Annotated in this window: 10 protein-coding genes; 5 read left to right on the top strand and 5 right to left on the bottom strand. The window is 40.5% G+C overall.

Annotation, left to right across the window (positions count from 1 at the left end; translation table 11 throughout):
* Window positions 1-106 precede the first annotated feature (106 nt).
* The 5 genes from HPC41_RS21115 to HPC41_RS25730 all read right to left on the bottom strand — a co-directional run bounded on the left by HPC41_RS21115 (window position 107) and on the right by HPC41_RS25730 (window position 6,759).
* Window positions 107-1,777, bottom strand: coding sequence for a RagB/SusD family nutrient uptake outer membrane protein (locus HPC41_RS21115; RefSeq protein ID WP_172396074.1), 1,671 nt, complete (start codon window positions 1,775-1,777; stop codon window positions 107-109).
* A 10-nt stretch (window positions 1,778-1,787) separates the two neighbouring features.
* The gene (locus tag HPC41_RS21120; protein WP_172396075.1) at window positions 1,788-4,847 is read right to left on the bottom strand and encodes a SusC/RagA family TonB-linked outer membrane protein; all 3,060 of its coding nucleotides are present in this window, start codon (window positions 4,845-4,847) and stop codon (window positions 1,788-1,790) included.
* A gap of 468 nt (window positions 4,848-5,315) precedes the next feature.
* Window positions 5,316-6,227, bottom strand: coding sequence for an EamA family transporter (locus tag HPC41_RS25725; RefSeq protein ID WP_343043866.1), 912 nt, complete (start codon window positions 6,225-6,227; stop codon window positions 5,316-5,318).
* A gap of 3 nt (window positions 6,228-6,230) precedes the next feature.
* Complete coding sequence (locus HPC41_RS21130) at window positions 6,231-6,617, bottom strand: RidA family protein (RefSeq protein WP_172396076.1); 387 nt, start codon at window positions 6,615-6,617, stop codon at window positions 6,231-6,233.
* A 10-nt stretch (window positions 6,618-6,627) separates the two neighbouring features.
* The gene (locus HPC41_RS25730) at window positions 6,628-6,759 is read right to left on the bottom strand and encodes a DUF6728 family protein (RefSeq protein WP_310446321.1); all 132 of its coding nucleotides are present in this window, start codon (window positions 6,757-6,759) and stop codon (window positions 6,628-6,630) included.
* A 143-nt stretch (window positions 6,760-6,902) separates the two neighbouring features.
* Here HPC41_RS25730 and nagA point away from each other — a divergent pair, with 143 nt between their 5' ends.
* From nagA to HPC41_RS21155, 5 genes are all read left to right on the top strand, one after another.
* On the top strand, window positions 6,903-8,009 hold the full coding sequence (nagA, locus tag HPC41_RS21135) for an N-acetylglucosamine-6-phosphate deacetylase (RefSeq protein WP_246250936.1): 1,107 nt from the start codon (window positions 6,903-6,905) through the stop codon (window positions 8,007-8,009).
* Between the two features lie 256 nt (window positions 8,010-8,265).
* Window positions 8,266-9,804, top strand: coding sequence for a glycoside hydrolase family 10-like protein (locus HPC41_RS21140; protein WP_288808201.1), 1,539 nt, complete (start codon window positions 8,266-8,268; stop codon window positions 9,802-9,804).
* Window positions 9,805-9,981: 177 nt separating this feature from the next.
* Entirely contained in the window at window positions 9,982-10,536 is a 555-nt protein-coding gene (locus tag HPC41_RS21145; protein WP_172396079.1) for an acyl-CoA thioesterase, read from the top strand.
* A 647-nt stretch (window positions 10,537-11,183) separates the two neighbouring features.
* The gene (locus HPC41_RS21150) at window positions 11,184-14,342 is read left to right on the top strand and encodes a SusC/RagA family TonB-linked outer membrane protein (RefSeq protein ID WP_172396080.1); all 3,159 of its coding nucleotides are present in this window, start codon (window positions 11,184-11,186) and stop codon (window positions 14,340-14,342) included.
* A gap of 7 nt (window positions 14,343-14,349) precedes the next feature.
* On the top strand, window positions 14,350-16,122 hold the full coding sequence (locus HPC41_RS21155) for a SusD/RagB family nutrient-binding outer membrane lipoprotein (protein ID WP_172396081.1): 1,773 nt from the start codon (window positions 14,350-14,352) through the stop codon (window positions 16,120-16,122).
* The last annotated feature ends 51 nt before the right edge of the window (window positions 16,123-16,173 follow it).

Raw genomic sequence — 16,173 nt, forward strand, 5'->3', positions numbered from 1 at the left:
TTTGAATGAAAGAATAGTGATTTCTTTCAATATAACAAGTTAAAAACGACAAAAAAAGCGGCTTAACGTTGTCGTTAAGCCGCTTGATATAGCGAAAAAATCAGTTTTAGAAATTTCCTTTTGCTACATCCCACCAAAGTCTGGTGCCACCATTGTCAGGACCACCTAACAGAGAGATTGCGGTTTGCACTTCGGCTGCGTTTGTATTGTATTCATTCTGAGGGAATGGTAAACGACGGATTTGTATTTTGGTATCAATCAATCCACCGCTGTTGTTTACTACGACAGGGAATAAGCGTGGGTAGCCTGTACGACGGAATTCACTCCAGGCTTCCTGTCCCTCAGGGAAGATAGCTAACCATTTTTGCGTGATAATGCGTTCCAATTTTTCTTCGTTGGATGCACTTTCATTCCATTTGATCGTCAAGGAACTCGGTGAGTCAGCATTGTTTTTTGCATTGAAAGGATCTACATAGGCAGCTGCTTTACTTGTATTGTCATTAAGGTAAGTGCTTGCTTCTGATGCTACTCCCCACTGTGTGAAAGATGTCTCTACCCCTTTTTCATACAAGGATTGTGCTGTTCCACCCGCATTGTTCCACCCTCTAAGAGCTGCTTCAGCGCGGAGGAAATATACCTCTGCGGCGGTCATCAATATAGGAGCTGTTGTTGCAACAAAAGTTGGTGTTGTACCTTCTGTATTCAACGCTGAAAGTTTCTGGTATTTATCTTTTTCAATATTCTCAGCACCGGTACGGATTCCAATATATTGGCCAGCGAAAGCTGTTGTTGTTGCATCTTTAGTCACAGGAGACATATATTTGGAAATACGCGGGTCCTTTAACCCTACCATATACGACGAAAGTGTTGCATTGATACGCGTATCAGCCCAGTTTTTGGAAATAAACCAAAGCGGGTTGCTATAGGTCCCGTCTGCCGGTATAGTGATCTTGAAGTTTTCGCCATTGCTTTCCAATACACCGCCATTTGCAGGATCCAACGCTTTTTCAGCTTGTGTTTTTGCTAATGCTGCATCAATTTTAACCAAGCGCATTGCCAAACGTAGACGCAATGAATTGGCAATTTTTAGCCAATTTTTAAAACGGACCTGATTATCTGCATTTGGAAATACAAGATCGATCTGGTCGATTTTAGCCGCCATTGGACTATCTGCTTTGTACGATTTTAGGGCTGTTACGGCTTCATCAAGCTCTTTGAAGAAAGCAGCGTATACATCGGACTGTTTATCATATGGTACAGTGTTGGAAGTACCTACTTTACTATATGGAATAGGTCCATAGATATCTGTAACACGGCTGGCAGCGGCTACTTTGATGACCAATGTCGAACCCCATAACGCTGGATATGTTTCTGCAAGTCCATTGCCTTTTAACTTTTCAATGGATTTGATAACGTTAAGATATAATACCTGGAAAGGTTCGCCATTCCATCCATTAACCATCGCATAATTCAGGTTGTTCTGGCCACTATTAAAAGGTGTTGGGGACATGAAAAAGCCTGAGAAAACGTCCGCATTCAGGTTTTGTTGGACCTGATAAGAGTTAGGGTCTCCGGCACCTGAAAAGTTATAGATAGACATTTGTGCATTTTTGAGAAAAAGCACAAGATCCTGTCCATCACCTTTTAGATCTTCATCGGTCAATCCAATATTGTTCTTGTTGTAGTCTTCAAAATTCTTTGTGCAACTGCTCATTGTTCCGCCAAGGAGTAAAATTGCAAGTGAGAATTTAGCTATATGTTTGCTATTAAATTTCATTGTTGATCGTTTAGAAAGTTGCATTTAATGTAAGTCCGTAGTTACGGGTTGCAGGCATCATAAAGATATCTACACCGCTTAACGCATTTCCTGTTGACATGGTTACTTCTGGGTCGAAAGGAGCTTTTTTCGAAATGTAGAATAGGTTTCTTCCCACAGCATTTACACGTAGTTTTTTGAAGAAGCTATCTTTGATGTTGAAGTCATAACCGAATGTCAATTCTCGTAATCTCACAACCGTTCCATCATAAATATATTGGCTGCTGACTGGACCTATACCACCAGTTGAGGTGTACCATTTCTCCGCATCCACGACAGAAACAGGGGTTCCATTTGGTGTGACACCGTTTACAGAAACACCTCCATTTGCACGGGCCGCTCCACTTGCTTCAGATACTCCGTAGCCATCCATCACAGACTGTGTAATTGACATGACATCATAATTAAACTTTCCGTCAATCAAGAAACTTAAATTGAAATTTTTGTAATTGAAACTGTTATTCCAGCCCATTTGCCAAATTGGATTTGAATTTCCTAATTTGGTATATGCGCTTGTTTTCTGAGGGATGCCGTCTTCTGAAATAATAATTCTCCCTTGGTCATCACGAACAAAATCCTGTCCATAGATATCGCCAAAAGACCCTCCAACTTCAAGTTTGGAAGCAAAGTTGTTTTGATTTTCACCTGTTAGATTAAATTCAGGAACAGCATCTGCTAGTTTTTTTATTTTGTTTTTGTTGTAGGTGAAGTTAATACTTGTTGTCCATTTGAAATCGTCATTTCTGATGGCATCCAACGATACCAATGCTTCAACTCCTTGGTTTTGGATGTCACCAGCATTAATAGCATATTGTTTGTTTAATGATGCCTGGCTTGCGGCGACTTTAAAGAATTGATTTGTCGTGTTTGTTTTGTAGTAAGTTACATCGACATTCAAACGGTTGTTCCACATGCGCCATTCTGTCCCGATTTCAAAAGATTTCGTTTTTTCAGGTTTTAATGTTTTTAAGAAGGCAATATCGTTCACTGTCAATACAGCGTATGGATTCACTGTATTTGTTAATAAGCTCGTGTAAGGAGGTAAGTCATTACCCACTACTGCATACGAACCACGTACCTTAGCCATATTGACAAATTCAGGTAAGTTTAACTTGTCGTTCAATACGATGCCCAATCCTGCAGATGGGTAGAAGAAAGATTTGGTTCCTGTGAATGCTAATGTACTCGACCAGTCATTTCTAGCGGTCAGATCCAAATAGATCCAGTTGTCATAAGCTAAGTTTGCAGATGCAAATACCGATTGCAGCTGCCTCCGGTTAGCGGATAATGTTGAAGTGACAGGTGTTGTTGTATTTTGAATAAAGAATTGATTCGGGATTTTTAATCCATCAATACCTGTATTAAAATCTACACCTTCAGTTTTCCAGTCAGTGATGCTTGTTCCGACCAATCCAGTGATCTGAAATTTATCGCTGACATTAAAGTTCATATTGGCAACGACATCACCGTATTGCTGTGTAATGGTGGTATTTGTATAATTATAGTTACCATTTGCTTTTCCTAAAGGATTTGGCGTGCTCGCATAAACTTTGCGGTCCCAGACCTCTGAAGTGCGATCGACACTTCCTCTAGCCTGAATGCTAATCCATGGGGCTACCTTATATTTTGCACTACCATTTAAAAGCAAACGGTTTCGGGTTGAGCGTGTCGGGTTCCTATTGACGATCCACCATGGATTTTGTTGTGTTGTAGGACTATCACTTAGGCTGAACCAATTTTGTTCATTAAGGTTGCGGCTTGTATTGAACGTTTCGTAATTTTTGTAATCTGCGATATTTAAGCTCCGTGGCAATAGATAGGTTCCAACCAATGGATTGTAATAAAAACCTGAAGAAGGCGCATTATCTAGCTTTTGCGTGATGTAGTTGGCGCTACCTTCAACGGTCAATTTATCATCGAAGAATGTAGCACTTTCTTTGAGATTGAAGTTGTGACGCATTAGGTCATTTTCAGGGAGTATACCTTTTGCAAGGGTGTTGGCATAAGAAAAGTAAGTCTGATTTTTTTCGTTACCTCCAGATAATGTCAATGAATTGGTGAAGTTGCTCCCTGTGCGGAAAAATTCACCTAGATTATCATAGTTGGTGCCATTGGTTTTGTCACCCCAGCTGAATACACTGGTATTACTGTTCTTGCCGCCTGAGCCTTGGCCATATTGATTTTGGAATTTAGGCGTGGATACAGCTTGTTCTATCTGTGCACTTGAAGAAAAATTAATCGTTGTGCGGCCTTGTTTACCTGATTTTGTTGTCACCAAGATAACCCCATTGGCTGCTTGGCTACCATATAGGGCTGCAGCAGATGCGCCTTTTAATACAGAGATATTTTCGATATCTTCTGGGTTGATCAATGAAATAGGGTCACCGCCGTCACGCTGTCCTCCAAAGACGTTGTCTGGTTGGCTTGCCAATGTCTGGTTGTTGATCGGTACACCATCGACAACATATAATACCTGGTTGTTGCCGGAAGCCGATTTGTTACCACGTAAAATGACTTTCGCGGAGCCACCTGGTCCTGATGAGCTGGAAGCAATATTGACCCCTGCTACCTTACCGTTCAAGTTGTTGGCTAAGTTGGTACTTTTTACCTTGTTCAGTTCATCCCCGTTGACCTGTTGGGTAGAGTAAGTCAATGATTTCTGTGCACGGCTGATACCGAGCGCGGTAACAACAACACTTTCAAGCTGACGGGTCTGTTCATCCATGCTTACGGTAACTGTTGTTTCGCCTGGTCCAAGTGTGACCGTTTTATTTTCGTAGCCAATCGTGCTGATATTCAGAACACGATTTTTATCGTCTACATTGATCTGAAATGCTCCTTTGCTATCTGTAGAACTAGCTGTTGATGTGCCTAGTACTTTGATAGTAGCCCCCACAAGTGGAGCTTTCGTTTTTGCATCAACAACCGTACCTTTCACTTGGTTGCTTTGCGCATGGAGTAAAGATGCCGAAAAGAGCATTGTCGGAACAATACTCAACATCCTTAGTGTTGTGTATAATTTGTTATTCATATAGTATATGTGTTATATTCAGTTTTATATACATATTTTTCATAACAGTAGATTTTTTCCACGGTAATGGGCTAATTCCATTTAGCATGCTGGTTAGGAAAACGTATTGAATATGACTGGAAAGCAAAATCAGTGATTATAGTATGCTATTCAATACTGAAGTGATAGGAGCAAAAGGGGGTGTGATTCCCCTTAAATTGAGCACTAATTTACTACTGTTGATGAAAAATCAAAAATTTTGGTAAACAAAGTTGATACAAATACCAAGTGATTCTTGCTAAGTTGTTGATTTATAATTAAGTATGATTTGTCATTTTTTATGCTTTGGAAAAAATGTATCTTTTTTCCAAAAAGGATAAAATAATCCGACTTATGTTCATTACGCTATAAAACGAGCAGACAATGATAAGCCGGATTGTCCAGTGTGGATTAATTCCCGGAGCAGTTGACCTTTGGTTACAATTTACTTTAGTTTTTTCTGGTCTGGCGGAAATTGATACTATTGAAAAGGACGATTGCCATCAATATAATTCCATAAGCCAGATACGTGACGAAGGGGACAGGTTCCTGAAAATAGGTTGCTGCCAAGGTGAAGGCAATGATTGGATTGATGTATAGCAATACACCTGTGGTGGTAGAGGAAATACCAATCAAAGCGTACATACTCAGAAATAGTGGAATAATGGTAAAAATAACTGCAATCAGTATGATTGTACCCCAGAAGACAGGATCTGTGGGGATCTCATGATGATTATAGATCAATTTGGGGATAACGAATAGCGCACAGATAGTCAATTGCACAACCAACAGGTTGAGTTTATTAAACCCTGTGGCTATGCGCTGTACGATAAGATAGAAGGCGTAACAGGTGGCGATGGTGGCTGCCCATAAAACATCATTCAGCGATCCTTTGGCCAGCAGACAGACACTGCCAAAGGCAATGAGAAGAGCCACCTTCTGCATCGAGCGCAGTTCTTCTTTTAAGATGAAATAGGCTGCTGCTGCGGTAATCAAGGGGCAAGTTAGATAAGCCAGGGCTGCGGACTGGATACTGATGTGGTTGACGGCATAAATATAGGTGAACCAGTTGCCGAAGATCAACAGGGAAGCAAGGACAATTAAGGCCGTTTGCTTAATTTTACCATTTTTTGATAGATCTTTAAATTTCTGAATATCTGAGCGCAAAGTCTTCCGTTGGAAGAGCAGGATATAGAACCAAAGCACAGCTAAGGCCGTAACTATCCTAAAATATAGAATGTCCTCGGCAGGATATTCCCGTATCCAGCGGACGGGAATAGACATGAACCCCCACATGAAGGGAGCCAAAAAAGCCGCGAAAAGATATTTTCCGCGGCTTACTGTTTCGTTGTTATTTTCCACGGATTAATCTTTCCAGGCAATGACCGAAATCTCGACATTGACATTTTTTGGCAATGTCTTCACAGCGACACATTCACGTGCCGGTTGGGCTTCCTTGAAATATTCGGCATAAACGTCATTCACTAGGCTAAAGTTGTCCATATCGCTTAAAAAGATTGATGCCTTAACGACATCCTGAAATGTATACCCAGCGTGCGTTAAAATGGCTTCCAAATTTTTCAACACCTGATGCGCTTCATCTTTAACGCCCGATGAAATCAATTCCATCGTTTCTGGGACAAGTGGAATCTGCCCGGAAACATAAAGGGTATTGCCAGCTTTAATTGCTTGGTTATAGGGGCCTATTGCCGCAGGAGCTTTGTCTGTGTTGAAAATCTCTTTTTTTGACATGGTTGCTTGTTTAGGATGAAAAAAATATTTTGTAGATCAACCCCAATAAAAACACAATAATGGCCGTTGCATTAATGATATGCATGGCTTTAATGCTGCCATTTGTAGGGCGATCGGCATTGCGCTTTCTGAAGAAGTACATGGAACTAAGTTACAACAGTAAATTAAAAAGTTAAAATTAAAAAGCAAAAATTTTGGGATAACGAAGACACAAATCCTAACTTTAGCTGAGGAAGTGTAATGAATTTTGCCGTTAGACCGGATAACATGTAATAATTATTTTTGATGAAAAAAACAGCATTGATTGGCGGTAAGATCTATACCGGTAGTGAAATTATAGAACAGCGGGCATTGCTTCTGGATGAAGGAAAAATTGTAGGGATCGTCGACGAGCAGGATCTTCCAGAAGGATATCAGCTGCTTGATGTCAAAGGATCCAATATTTGCGCGGGTTTGGTTGACCTGCAATTGTATGGTGATGGTTCGGATTTGTATTCTGCCGAACTTACCTTGGATTCTTTGGAACGGATCTCCAACGGGTTGATTGATAAAGGGACGACTTCCTATATGATGACTTTGGCAACAAATACGATTCAAGTATTCAAAGAAGCCATTCGTATCGCTGAGGACTATTATCATGATGCCTTTTTAGGTCTGCATCTAGAGGGGCCCTTTCTGAATGCAAAAAAACGGGGCGCTCATCCTGAAGAACTGATTATAACGCCAACAAAGGAAAGGATCAAAGATCTGTTGGAGGGAAATAAAGTTGTCAAAATGATGACCATTGCCCCTGAATGTATTTCGGACGATGTGCTGGAATATTTGCAAGAATACCAGTTGCTGCTTAGTGCGGGGCATAGCAATGCTACTTTCGAGGAAGGCACACATGGCTACGATTTGGGAATTCCGACGAGTACACATCTGTTCAATGCCATGTCGCCGCTACACCATCGTGAAGCAGGGTTGGTCGGAGCTATTTTTAACCACAACAGCGCCTGTGCGAGCATTATTGTGGATGGGCATCATGTCAGCTTTGAAGCTGTAAAAATTGCCAAACGACAAATGGGGGAGCGTTTGTTTATGATTACCGACGCGGTTGCGGCATGTACTAAAGGGATCTATCAGCATGTCCTGAATGATGGCTATTACGCCTTGCCAGATGGCACCATTTCGGGTGCGGCAATTTCCCTATTTGAAGGAATCAGAAACTGTGTGGAACATGTTGGGATTCCGCTGGATGAGGCAATCCGGATGTCTACGACTTATCCAGCTAAGCTATTGCAACGAAGCGATATTGGGAATTTAAATCCAGGAAGCATTGCTAACATCATTGTTTTTACGGACGACCTCAAGCTGGAGCATGTTATCTTTAAGGGGGAACTACGTTATTGATCTGAAGATTCGCATAGCTTGTATTTAATCCCATAAGCAACTATATGCAGTGTCTTTTCATCCGACCGAAATATATTTTAAACAGGGATGAGGAGTCGCTAAATTTCTTTTCTATTGAAATTTAGCTTAGTTTTGGGGTTAGTTTGAAAAAAACACAATATTCTATAGCTTGATGAAACGTTCCTTATTATTTTTAACTACGGCACTCTTTCTTTTGTCTTCTTGTTCCTCCAAGAAAAATAAAAAGCAAGAACCTGTGAACACGAATACTAATGTTGAAATTGTAAAAAAAGATCCCCCTTCAGTTCCGAAGAGGGAGCGGATGAAAAATACGATAGAAACAAAAGAGCAGCCGACGGTTGAGAAAAAGAAGGATATCGTTGTTGATCTTCCCCCCGTGGCCCGTGAGTTTCGTGCGGCCTGGGTTGCTTCTGTAGCCAACATCAACTGGCCGAGCAAAAATAATCTCAGTACTGCCGAACAGCAGCAAGAAGCGATTGGTATCCTCGACTTTTTGAAGACTAATAATTTCAATGCAGTTATTTTTCAGGTGCGTCCTTCGGCTGATGCTTTTTATAAGAGTGATCTTGAGCCCTGGTCGTATTTTTTGACAGGAACGGAAGGCCAAGCTCCCTCACCTTATTATGATCCACTTGATTTTTGGGTTGAGCAGGCACACAAGCGGGGAATTGAACTTCATGTTTGGTTGAATCCTTATCGTGCGCATCATACTGCTGGTGGGGCTGTGACATCAGCTTCGATGGCGCGTAAAATGCCAGAGTCTGTGGTTAAGCTAAAACAGGGCTATTACTGGTTTGATCCATCCAAACAATCGACGCAAGAGCATGCCGCACGTGTTGTGATGGATATCGTTAAGCGTTATGATATTGACGGGGTGCATTTCGACGATTATTTTTATCCCTATGCCGAATACAATGGTGGACAAGATTTTCCGGATTCGGAAAGCTATAATGAGTTTAAACGCAATGGTGGCACCTTGTCACGTGGTGATTTTAGAAGAAACAGTGTGAACACCTTTATTGAGCGTATCTATAAGGATATCAAAAGGGAAAAGAACTTTGTGAAATTCGGTATTAGCCCTTTTGGAATTTGGAAGCCGGGATATCCTGCTGGAATTCAGGGATCGAGTCAATATGATATGTTGTATGCGGATGCTAAATTGTGGTTGAATAAAGGCTGGATTGATTATTTTGCGCCACAGCTTTATTGGCCTATCCAACCGGCGAAACAAAGCTATACGGCTTTATTAAAATGGTGGGAAAGTGAGAATACAATGGGGCGGCACCTTTGGCCGGGTATTAATACAGTCGGAAGACGTGGCCCTGAATATGTGCAGGAGATTGTGAATCAGGTTGCCGCAGCACGTAATATTTTGCCGGATAACCGCGATGGCGTCATCCATTGGAGTTTGGCCGGGCTGACCAAAAATCCAGCAATGACGCAGGCGCTTGTGGAGGGGCCTTATCGATCTAAAGCCTTGGTTCCGCCAAGTCCGTGGCTCAATGCAAATCCTTTGTTGAAGCCGACTTTGCTACTGACGCCACAGGGAAATAATATGTTCTTAAAATGGCAACATCAGCAAATTGACCAGGTCGCACGATGGGTTTTATACCTGAATTACGGTGGCGAATGGAAATATGAGATTTTGGAACCTGGGGTGACAACGAAAGATGTGCCGACAACATTGAATAACAAAAAATTGCAATATGTTGCTGTAAAGGCTATTGATCGTTTGAGTAACGAAAGTCCTTATATCGCTGAAAAAATCAAATAAAGAATTTTGTACTATTTTAAAGGGGTATCCATCAATTCGGGTATCCCTTTTGCTTTTTTATAGTTTTCCACTTCATTGCCGAGGATTTTGTCTCTTTTTGATCAAAAAAGACCGTATTTGCTGAAACACAGTGATTTTTGTTTTGATTTATGGTCTGTCCGGAGTAAATTTAGGGATATGGAAGAGATCTATAAAACTGTTAGTGAGTCGGTGATCCGAATTTCACAGCTAATGTTACCATCTAATGCTAATTTTGGAGGAAAAATACATGGAGGATATATTTTGTCTTTGATGGATCAAATAGCCTTTGCGGTAGCGTCTAAGTTTTCGGCACATTATTGCGTTACAGCCTCTGTTGGCAAGGTTGATTTCTTGAAACCAATCGAAGTGGGAGAACTGGTTACGTTAATTGCTTCGGTTAATTATGTCGGTAATTCATCGATGGAAGTGGGGATCCGTGTGGAGGCCATGAATATTCAGACAGGTGAAACAAAGCACTGTAACTCCTCTTATTTTACGATGGTTGCCAAGGATGAAACCGGTAAACCTGCCCGCGTACCACGGTTGATTCTGGAGAACGAAAAGGATGTATTCCGATTTTATCGCTGTGTTGTCAAGATGGAGGTGGATAAGGAGCGTGATCGTGCTATTCATGATCTGGAGACAGATTCTGCCGAGCAACAGGCCTATATTAAAAAACATTATGATGTTAAGATTAATTTGGCACCTTAGGTTTGCATCTTCTGCCATTCGAAGGTACCAAAATATTTACTGTCTGTACGTTTATTACTTCCATTTGTTTTAAAGAAATATACATAGATATGGTACGTTTCGATATGTTGGGTTTCGCTTAACTCGACAGATTGCGACTTGTGCTTGAGGATGTTGCCGCTTTCATTTGCAAAGACATTGCTTATTAGTCCCTTCTCAGCAGTATAGAAACATCTGGTAATTACTTAAATCTTGCTAATACTATTCTTTCTATCACCATTTTTTATATTAAATATAAGCGTCTCATGCATTGGTATGGATTTTTTTGTTTGTGGAGTTTGCTGTTTTATTAGGTTTTGCTTGATACAATACGCTATACGCGATATAATAGTTTGTTTAAGCAGAGTCAGGTAAGATTAAAATGTTGTTAATCTCGTTTTGATCTTAAATTTTGCTGATGCTTGCGTTTTTGTATTGTTTATACGATTGATTTTTGAGTTATTTTATGTCGAATCGTGCGTTAGTGTTTTTATTTTTATTTCTTTTTCAAATAATTACGCATAAACTTGCATAAATACTTCACTTTTTATAGTATTGTATTATAATTGGTGTAAACCTCGGGTTGGAATCTCCCGTTATGATCAGTTATTAACAACTAACTAAATACCATGAATAAAAAATTACTCTTAATCTGCTCAGGAGTGATGCTATCTACCAGTTTATGGGCGCAGACCAAAACAGTTACTGGTAAGGTAACGAATGCCTCAGATGGTGGATCGATGGCAAACGTTACGGTAAGCATCAAAGGTAAACCTGTCAGTACGCAAACTAATCCAGATGGAAGTTTCACAATTAAAGCCGAGTCCGGAGATATTTTAATATTTAGGGCTGTTGGTTCTAAAGAAAGGCAGCAACTCGTGGGCTCGGATGCTACAATCAATATTTCTCTCGCTGGTAGCGAGGAAGCTCTTGAGGAGGTAGTTGTGACAGCGATGGGGATTAAAAAAGAGAAGAAAGCCTTAGGTTATGCTGTTCAAGATATTAAGGCTGATGAATTGATGAAGAATAAGACTGCCAATGTGGTTAACTCATTGGCGGGCAAGATAGCCGGTGTCAACGTAACTCAATCTTCCGGTGCTGCAGGTGCGGGCGCGCAGATCATTCTGCGTGGGGGGACTTCTCTTGAGCGAGATAACCAGCCGCTGTTTGTCGTTGATGGAATTATCTACGATAACTCAACACCTATTGGTGGAAATAGTGGATTTGATGGAATGCAAGCTACCTCAACCTCCAATAGTAACCGTGTCATGGATATTAATCCCGAAGATATCGAGAATGTTTCCGTATTGAAGGGCCCGGCGGCGGCGGCTTTATATGGTTCTCGTGCTGCGGCTGGAGCTGTTGTCATTACTACAAAACGTGGAAGTGAGGGACGCATGGAAGTTGGTTTTTCAAGCCGCTTCTCGGCAAATTGGGCGAATCGTTTACCTGAACAACAAGGGAGATATAAACGCGGTTACTACAATAGTGCTGGGACTTTAGATACTTATACAACACAATCTTGGGGGGATGAATTCAAATCAGGAGAGAGGATTTATGATAACATAGGAGACTTTTTTCAGACAGCGACTATTTTTGATAATACCGTCAATGTTACCGGTGGTAATAAGAATGGCTCGTTTTATTTATCTGGATCACGTTTTGATCAACAAGGTATTATCCCGGAAACAGGTTATGGAAAAACAGCTTTTCGTTTCAATGGTGATCAAAAATTTGGTAAATTAAGTGTGGGAGCTAACGTGGCCTATACTTTAGCAAGTACCGATAAAACCTTAACTTCTGCAGGGTTGTATGGCTCAGGCGGAGCTGGAGCAATTTCTTCAGTCTACGGTTGGTCTAGAAGTGACGATATGAAGAAATATCTTAATGACGATGGGACGAAATATCGGATGTTCGAAGGTCTGCAAGAACTTCAGGACGATATAGAAAATCCTTATTGGACCATCAATAAAAATAAATTAACCGATAATACCGAGCGGATTACAGGAAGTATCAATGCCAATATGAACATTTTTGATTGGTGGAATGTGTCTTACCGCGTTGGTATGGATAGCTATTTAACAAAAAATTCGACATTAATTGCTGAAAATGGCGCCGTCAAACAGCTTTGGCAAAATGGTATGATGTCTGAAAATGATTTGAAGTTTAATTATTGGTCTTCTAATTTAATGTCCAATTTCAATAAAAAATTTGGTGATTTTGATTTGGGAGCTATGGTCGGCTATTTTGCAGAGGAAACAAAAGTGAATACGAACAGAAGGATGGGGTATGATTTTGTTGTTAATAACTTCTACAGTTTTGGAAATATCGATAAGGCAAATAAGCTTTTTGATGAAGTGACCTCTAAGAAAAGGCTGTACGGTCTATACGGGGAACTAAGAGCTTCTTATAAAAATTTCCTTTTCTTAAACGTAACAGGAAGAAATGACTGGACATCCACACTTCCGGTTGCGAACCAATCCTATTTTTATCCTTCTGTAGGGGGAAGTTTTGTTTTTACGGAGTTATTGAAAGACAAGGGGCTAAATTGGTTGAGTTTTGGTAAGCTGCGCGCTTCCTGGGCACGTGTTGGAAAGGATGCGACGCCCTATGCTACAAATACCTATTTGTGGACACCTAGAGAATCTCTTGGCGGAATTATTGGAACTGGAAACAGCTGGACAAAAGGAAACCCATACCTTAAGCCAGAAACAACAGGGTCTTTTGAAATTGGTGCTGAATTAAGGTTCCTAAATGGCCGATTAGGGATAGATTATGCTTATTATACCAATAACTCTTACAACCAGATCCTATCTCCTCGTCTAGGGCAATCGACAGGTTATATTTTTGTGTCGGTAAATGCAGGTGATATTTATAATAAAGGGATGGAGCTCTCTTTGACAGGTAAGCCTATAAAAAGAGAGAATTTTGAGTGGGACCTTACGTTGAACATGTCTGGAAATAGAGGGACTGTAGATAATCTAATTTCTGGAGTGGATATTCTTTATGTGACTGATGTGCAAGTTGGCAATGCTAAGGCAGCATCATTTAATGGGGGAAACTTTATGGGGATTTCCGGATCCAAATGGGCGCGAACTGCGGATGGTAAATTAATCCTCGATGCGAATACTGGTATGCCTACAAGTGATAATGCGGCCACTTATAACATTGGGAATCGTGAGCCGAAATTAATAGGAGGCTTAAATAATAGTTTTACGTACAAGAATTTCAACTTATCCTTTTTGCTAGATTATCGTATTGGAGGTGATATCTATAATGGAACAGATTATGCAATGACACTTAATGGTTTGAGTATGCGTACATTGGAGCGTGATGAATTGACACTTTCTGGTGTTGTAAATACTGGAACAACCGCCGCGCCAGTCTATGAGGATAAAACATTTACATTCAATGCAAATGAATCTTATCTGGTAAGTGGCGCGCAAACAAGTGGTAAAAAGATAATTCAGGATTATTGGGGAACACATTATGTAAAAGAAAGCGCTAATTTTATGACGAATACAAATTGGCTGCGATTGCGCACGGTCTCTGTTTCTTATGATTTTGGAAATTCTTTCTTTAAAAGATCCAATGTATCGAAAGTTATTAAAGGTTTGACTGCGACGCTGACAGGGACGAATTTATGGCTGTTAACTAATTACAAAGGTTTGGATCCCGAAGCAAGCGCAGCAGGGTCAGGCGTTACAGGGTCAAGTTCTGTTGGTATAGATTTTAATGGAGTGCCAAGTACTGCCGGCGTAACTTTTGGTGTTAATTTAAAATTCTAAGCACATTATGAAAAAATCAAAATATTTATTGGCCTTGTTGATAGGATTGGCGAGTCTCTCTTCTTGTAGTAAGGGTTGGTTGGATATCAATGTGGATCCTAATACACCTTCTAGTACTGTGGCGTCGGTTGATAGTCGATTGGCCTGGATTCAGCATTATTATTTATATGCTCAAGGTACCGCTGGCGCGCGAGCGGGATATGTAACTCAGCAACTAAGTTTTACAAATAGTACTGCATCCAATAGCATGATTGCGGGCTGGAATCCTATTGCGGGTATGTCCACAACTCCCTATCAGTTTTTCTTTGTAGGGGCAGGAGCTAATTTTTCCGATTTAGAAGCAAAAGCCAAGGCGGAAAATGCATACCATTATATTGGCGCAATGAAGGCTATTCGGGCAATGGGTTTTATGCTGATGACGGATTGGTATGGGGAGATGCCTTATACGGAGGCGTTGGGTACCGCAATTACACCTAAGTTTGATAATGGGAAAACGATTTTTGAGGGCTGTTTGAAAGAAATTGATGAGGCTATTGCTTATTTTAAAATGGAACAGCCAGCAACAGCAACAGCTTTGTCCGCAGGAGATAGCTGGAACGGGGGAGATGTTTCAAAATGGATAAAGATGTGCTATGGGGTAAAAGCGCGGTGGCTGAATAATTTGTCCAAAAAGTCAAGTTTGTACAAACCCGATGATATTTTGGCTGCATTGAACAATGCACCTCTATCTATTAATGAAAGTACAATTGTAAATCATGTTGACGTGCAGGGGGACAATCTCGGTGATATTTTGTTTGCCGATCCTGTGAAAACTTCAATTATTTATGATAACGTGGGAATGAACTCAAATATTCTGATTACTAAATGGTATGAGAATTTATTGACCAATTTTGACAATAAAAATATTGAGGACCCAAGAGCCGATAAATTGATTCCTTGGGCGGAATATGGCATTCCGAAAAAAATGGTGCGTTCCAAGGGTGTTGATATGCAATCGGATATCCGTATGCAATCCGGACCAATCGTAGCGTCATATAATGCCAAAGATGTTGCTATTACAAGTAATAATCGCTCTGTAGCTCCGCATAGTTGGTATATCAATTCGGCGAATACTGGTCGATGGGGTGATACCGTTTATGTTTCGTTTCGAAGTACTTCTAATGCAAAGGCAGAGAAAACACCTGATATTTATAAATGGGATGATGGTGTCATAGCTGCAAGTGGAACTTTTTATTCTAGACCTGATGCGCCAACTCATCTGTTGACGGCATTTGAAATGGATTTTATCAAAGCTGAGGTATTGTTTAAAAAGGGTGATAAGGCAGGAGCATTTGCAGCTTATAAGTCCGCTATTCAGGGGCACATTGACTTGATGAACCTTAAGTTGGCCACTTATGGAAATGTAAATCAAAGTAAATCGCCAATGGTTGAAAGTAAAATTGACGAATTTATCAATAAAGGTATCGGAACTGCGGCAGATATTACGTTGGCAAAGATTATGACTCAAAAATTTATAGCCATGTCATTTACGCAACAGAACTGGAATGATATGCGTCGTTATGACTTTAGCGCAAATGTATATCCTGGCTGGAGCGTTCCCTATGAATATAAGGTTACCGCAGCGGCGAAGACAAAAATACCTGATGGTAAACAGTTTAGGCGTGTTAGGCAAGTTTCACATGAGATTAACTATAATGCAGAAAGTCTAATGGCGTCGCATCCAAATGCTTTAAGTGATGATATTTGGTCTTATCCTGTATGGTGGGATATTGCTGACTAATATAATATGGATTGTGCAAAGCCGTTTTATAACGGCTTTGTTTTTTAATTT

It is taken from the genome of Sphingobacterium prati (assembly GCF_013167215.1).
Taxonomy (GTDB): Bacteria; Bacteroidota; Bacteroidia; order Sphingobacteriales; family Sphingobacteriaceae; genus Sphingobacterium; species Sphingobacterium prati.

Coding starts and splice junctions, on each gene's coding strand:
- HPC41_RS25730 (WP_310446321.1), bottom strand. CDS start 6,759: ATGTACTTCTTCAGAAAGCGCAATGCCGATCGCCCTACAAATGGCAGC.
- HPC41_RS21130 (WP_172396076.1), bottom strand. CDS start 6,617: ATGTCAAAAAAAGAGATTTTCAACACAGACAAAGCTCCTGCGGCAATA.
- HPC41_RS21115 (WP_172396074.1), bottom strand. CDS start 1,777: ATGAAATTTAATAGCAAACATATAGCTAAATTCTCACTTGCAATTTTA.
- HPC41_RS21120 (WP_172396075.1), bottom strand. CDS start 4,847: ATGAATAACAAATTATACACAACACTAAGGATGTTGAGTATTGTTCCG.
- HPC41_RS21155 (WP_172396081.1), top strand. CDS start 14,350: ATGAAAAAATCAAAATATTTATTGGCCTTGTTGATAGGATTGGCGAGT.
- nagA (WP_246250936.1), top strand. CDS start 6,903: ATGAAAAAAACAGCATTGATTGGCGGTAAGATCTATACCGGTAGTGAA.
- HPC41_RS21150 (WP_172396080.1), top strand. CDS start 11,184: ATGAATAAAAAATTACTCTTAATCTGCTCAGGAGTGATGCTATCTACC.
- HPC41_RS21145 (WP_172396079.1), top strand. CDS start 9,982: ATGGAAGAGATCTATAAAACTGTTAGTGAGTCGGTGATCCGAATTTCA.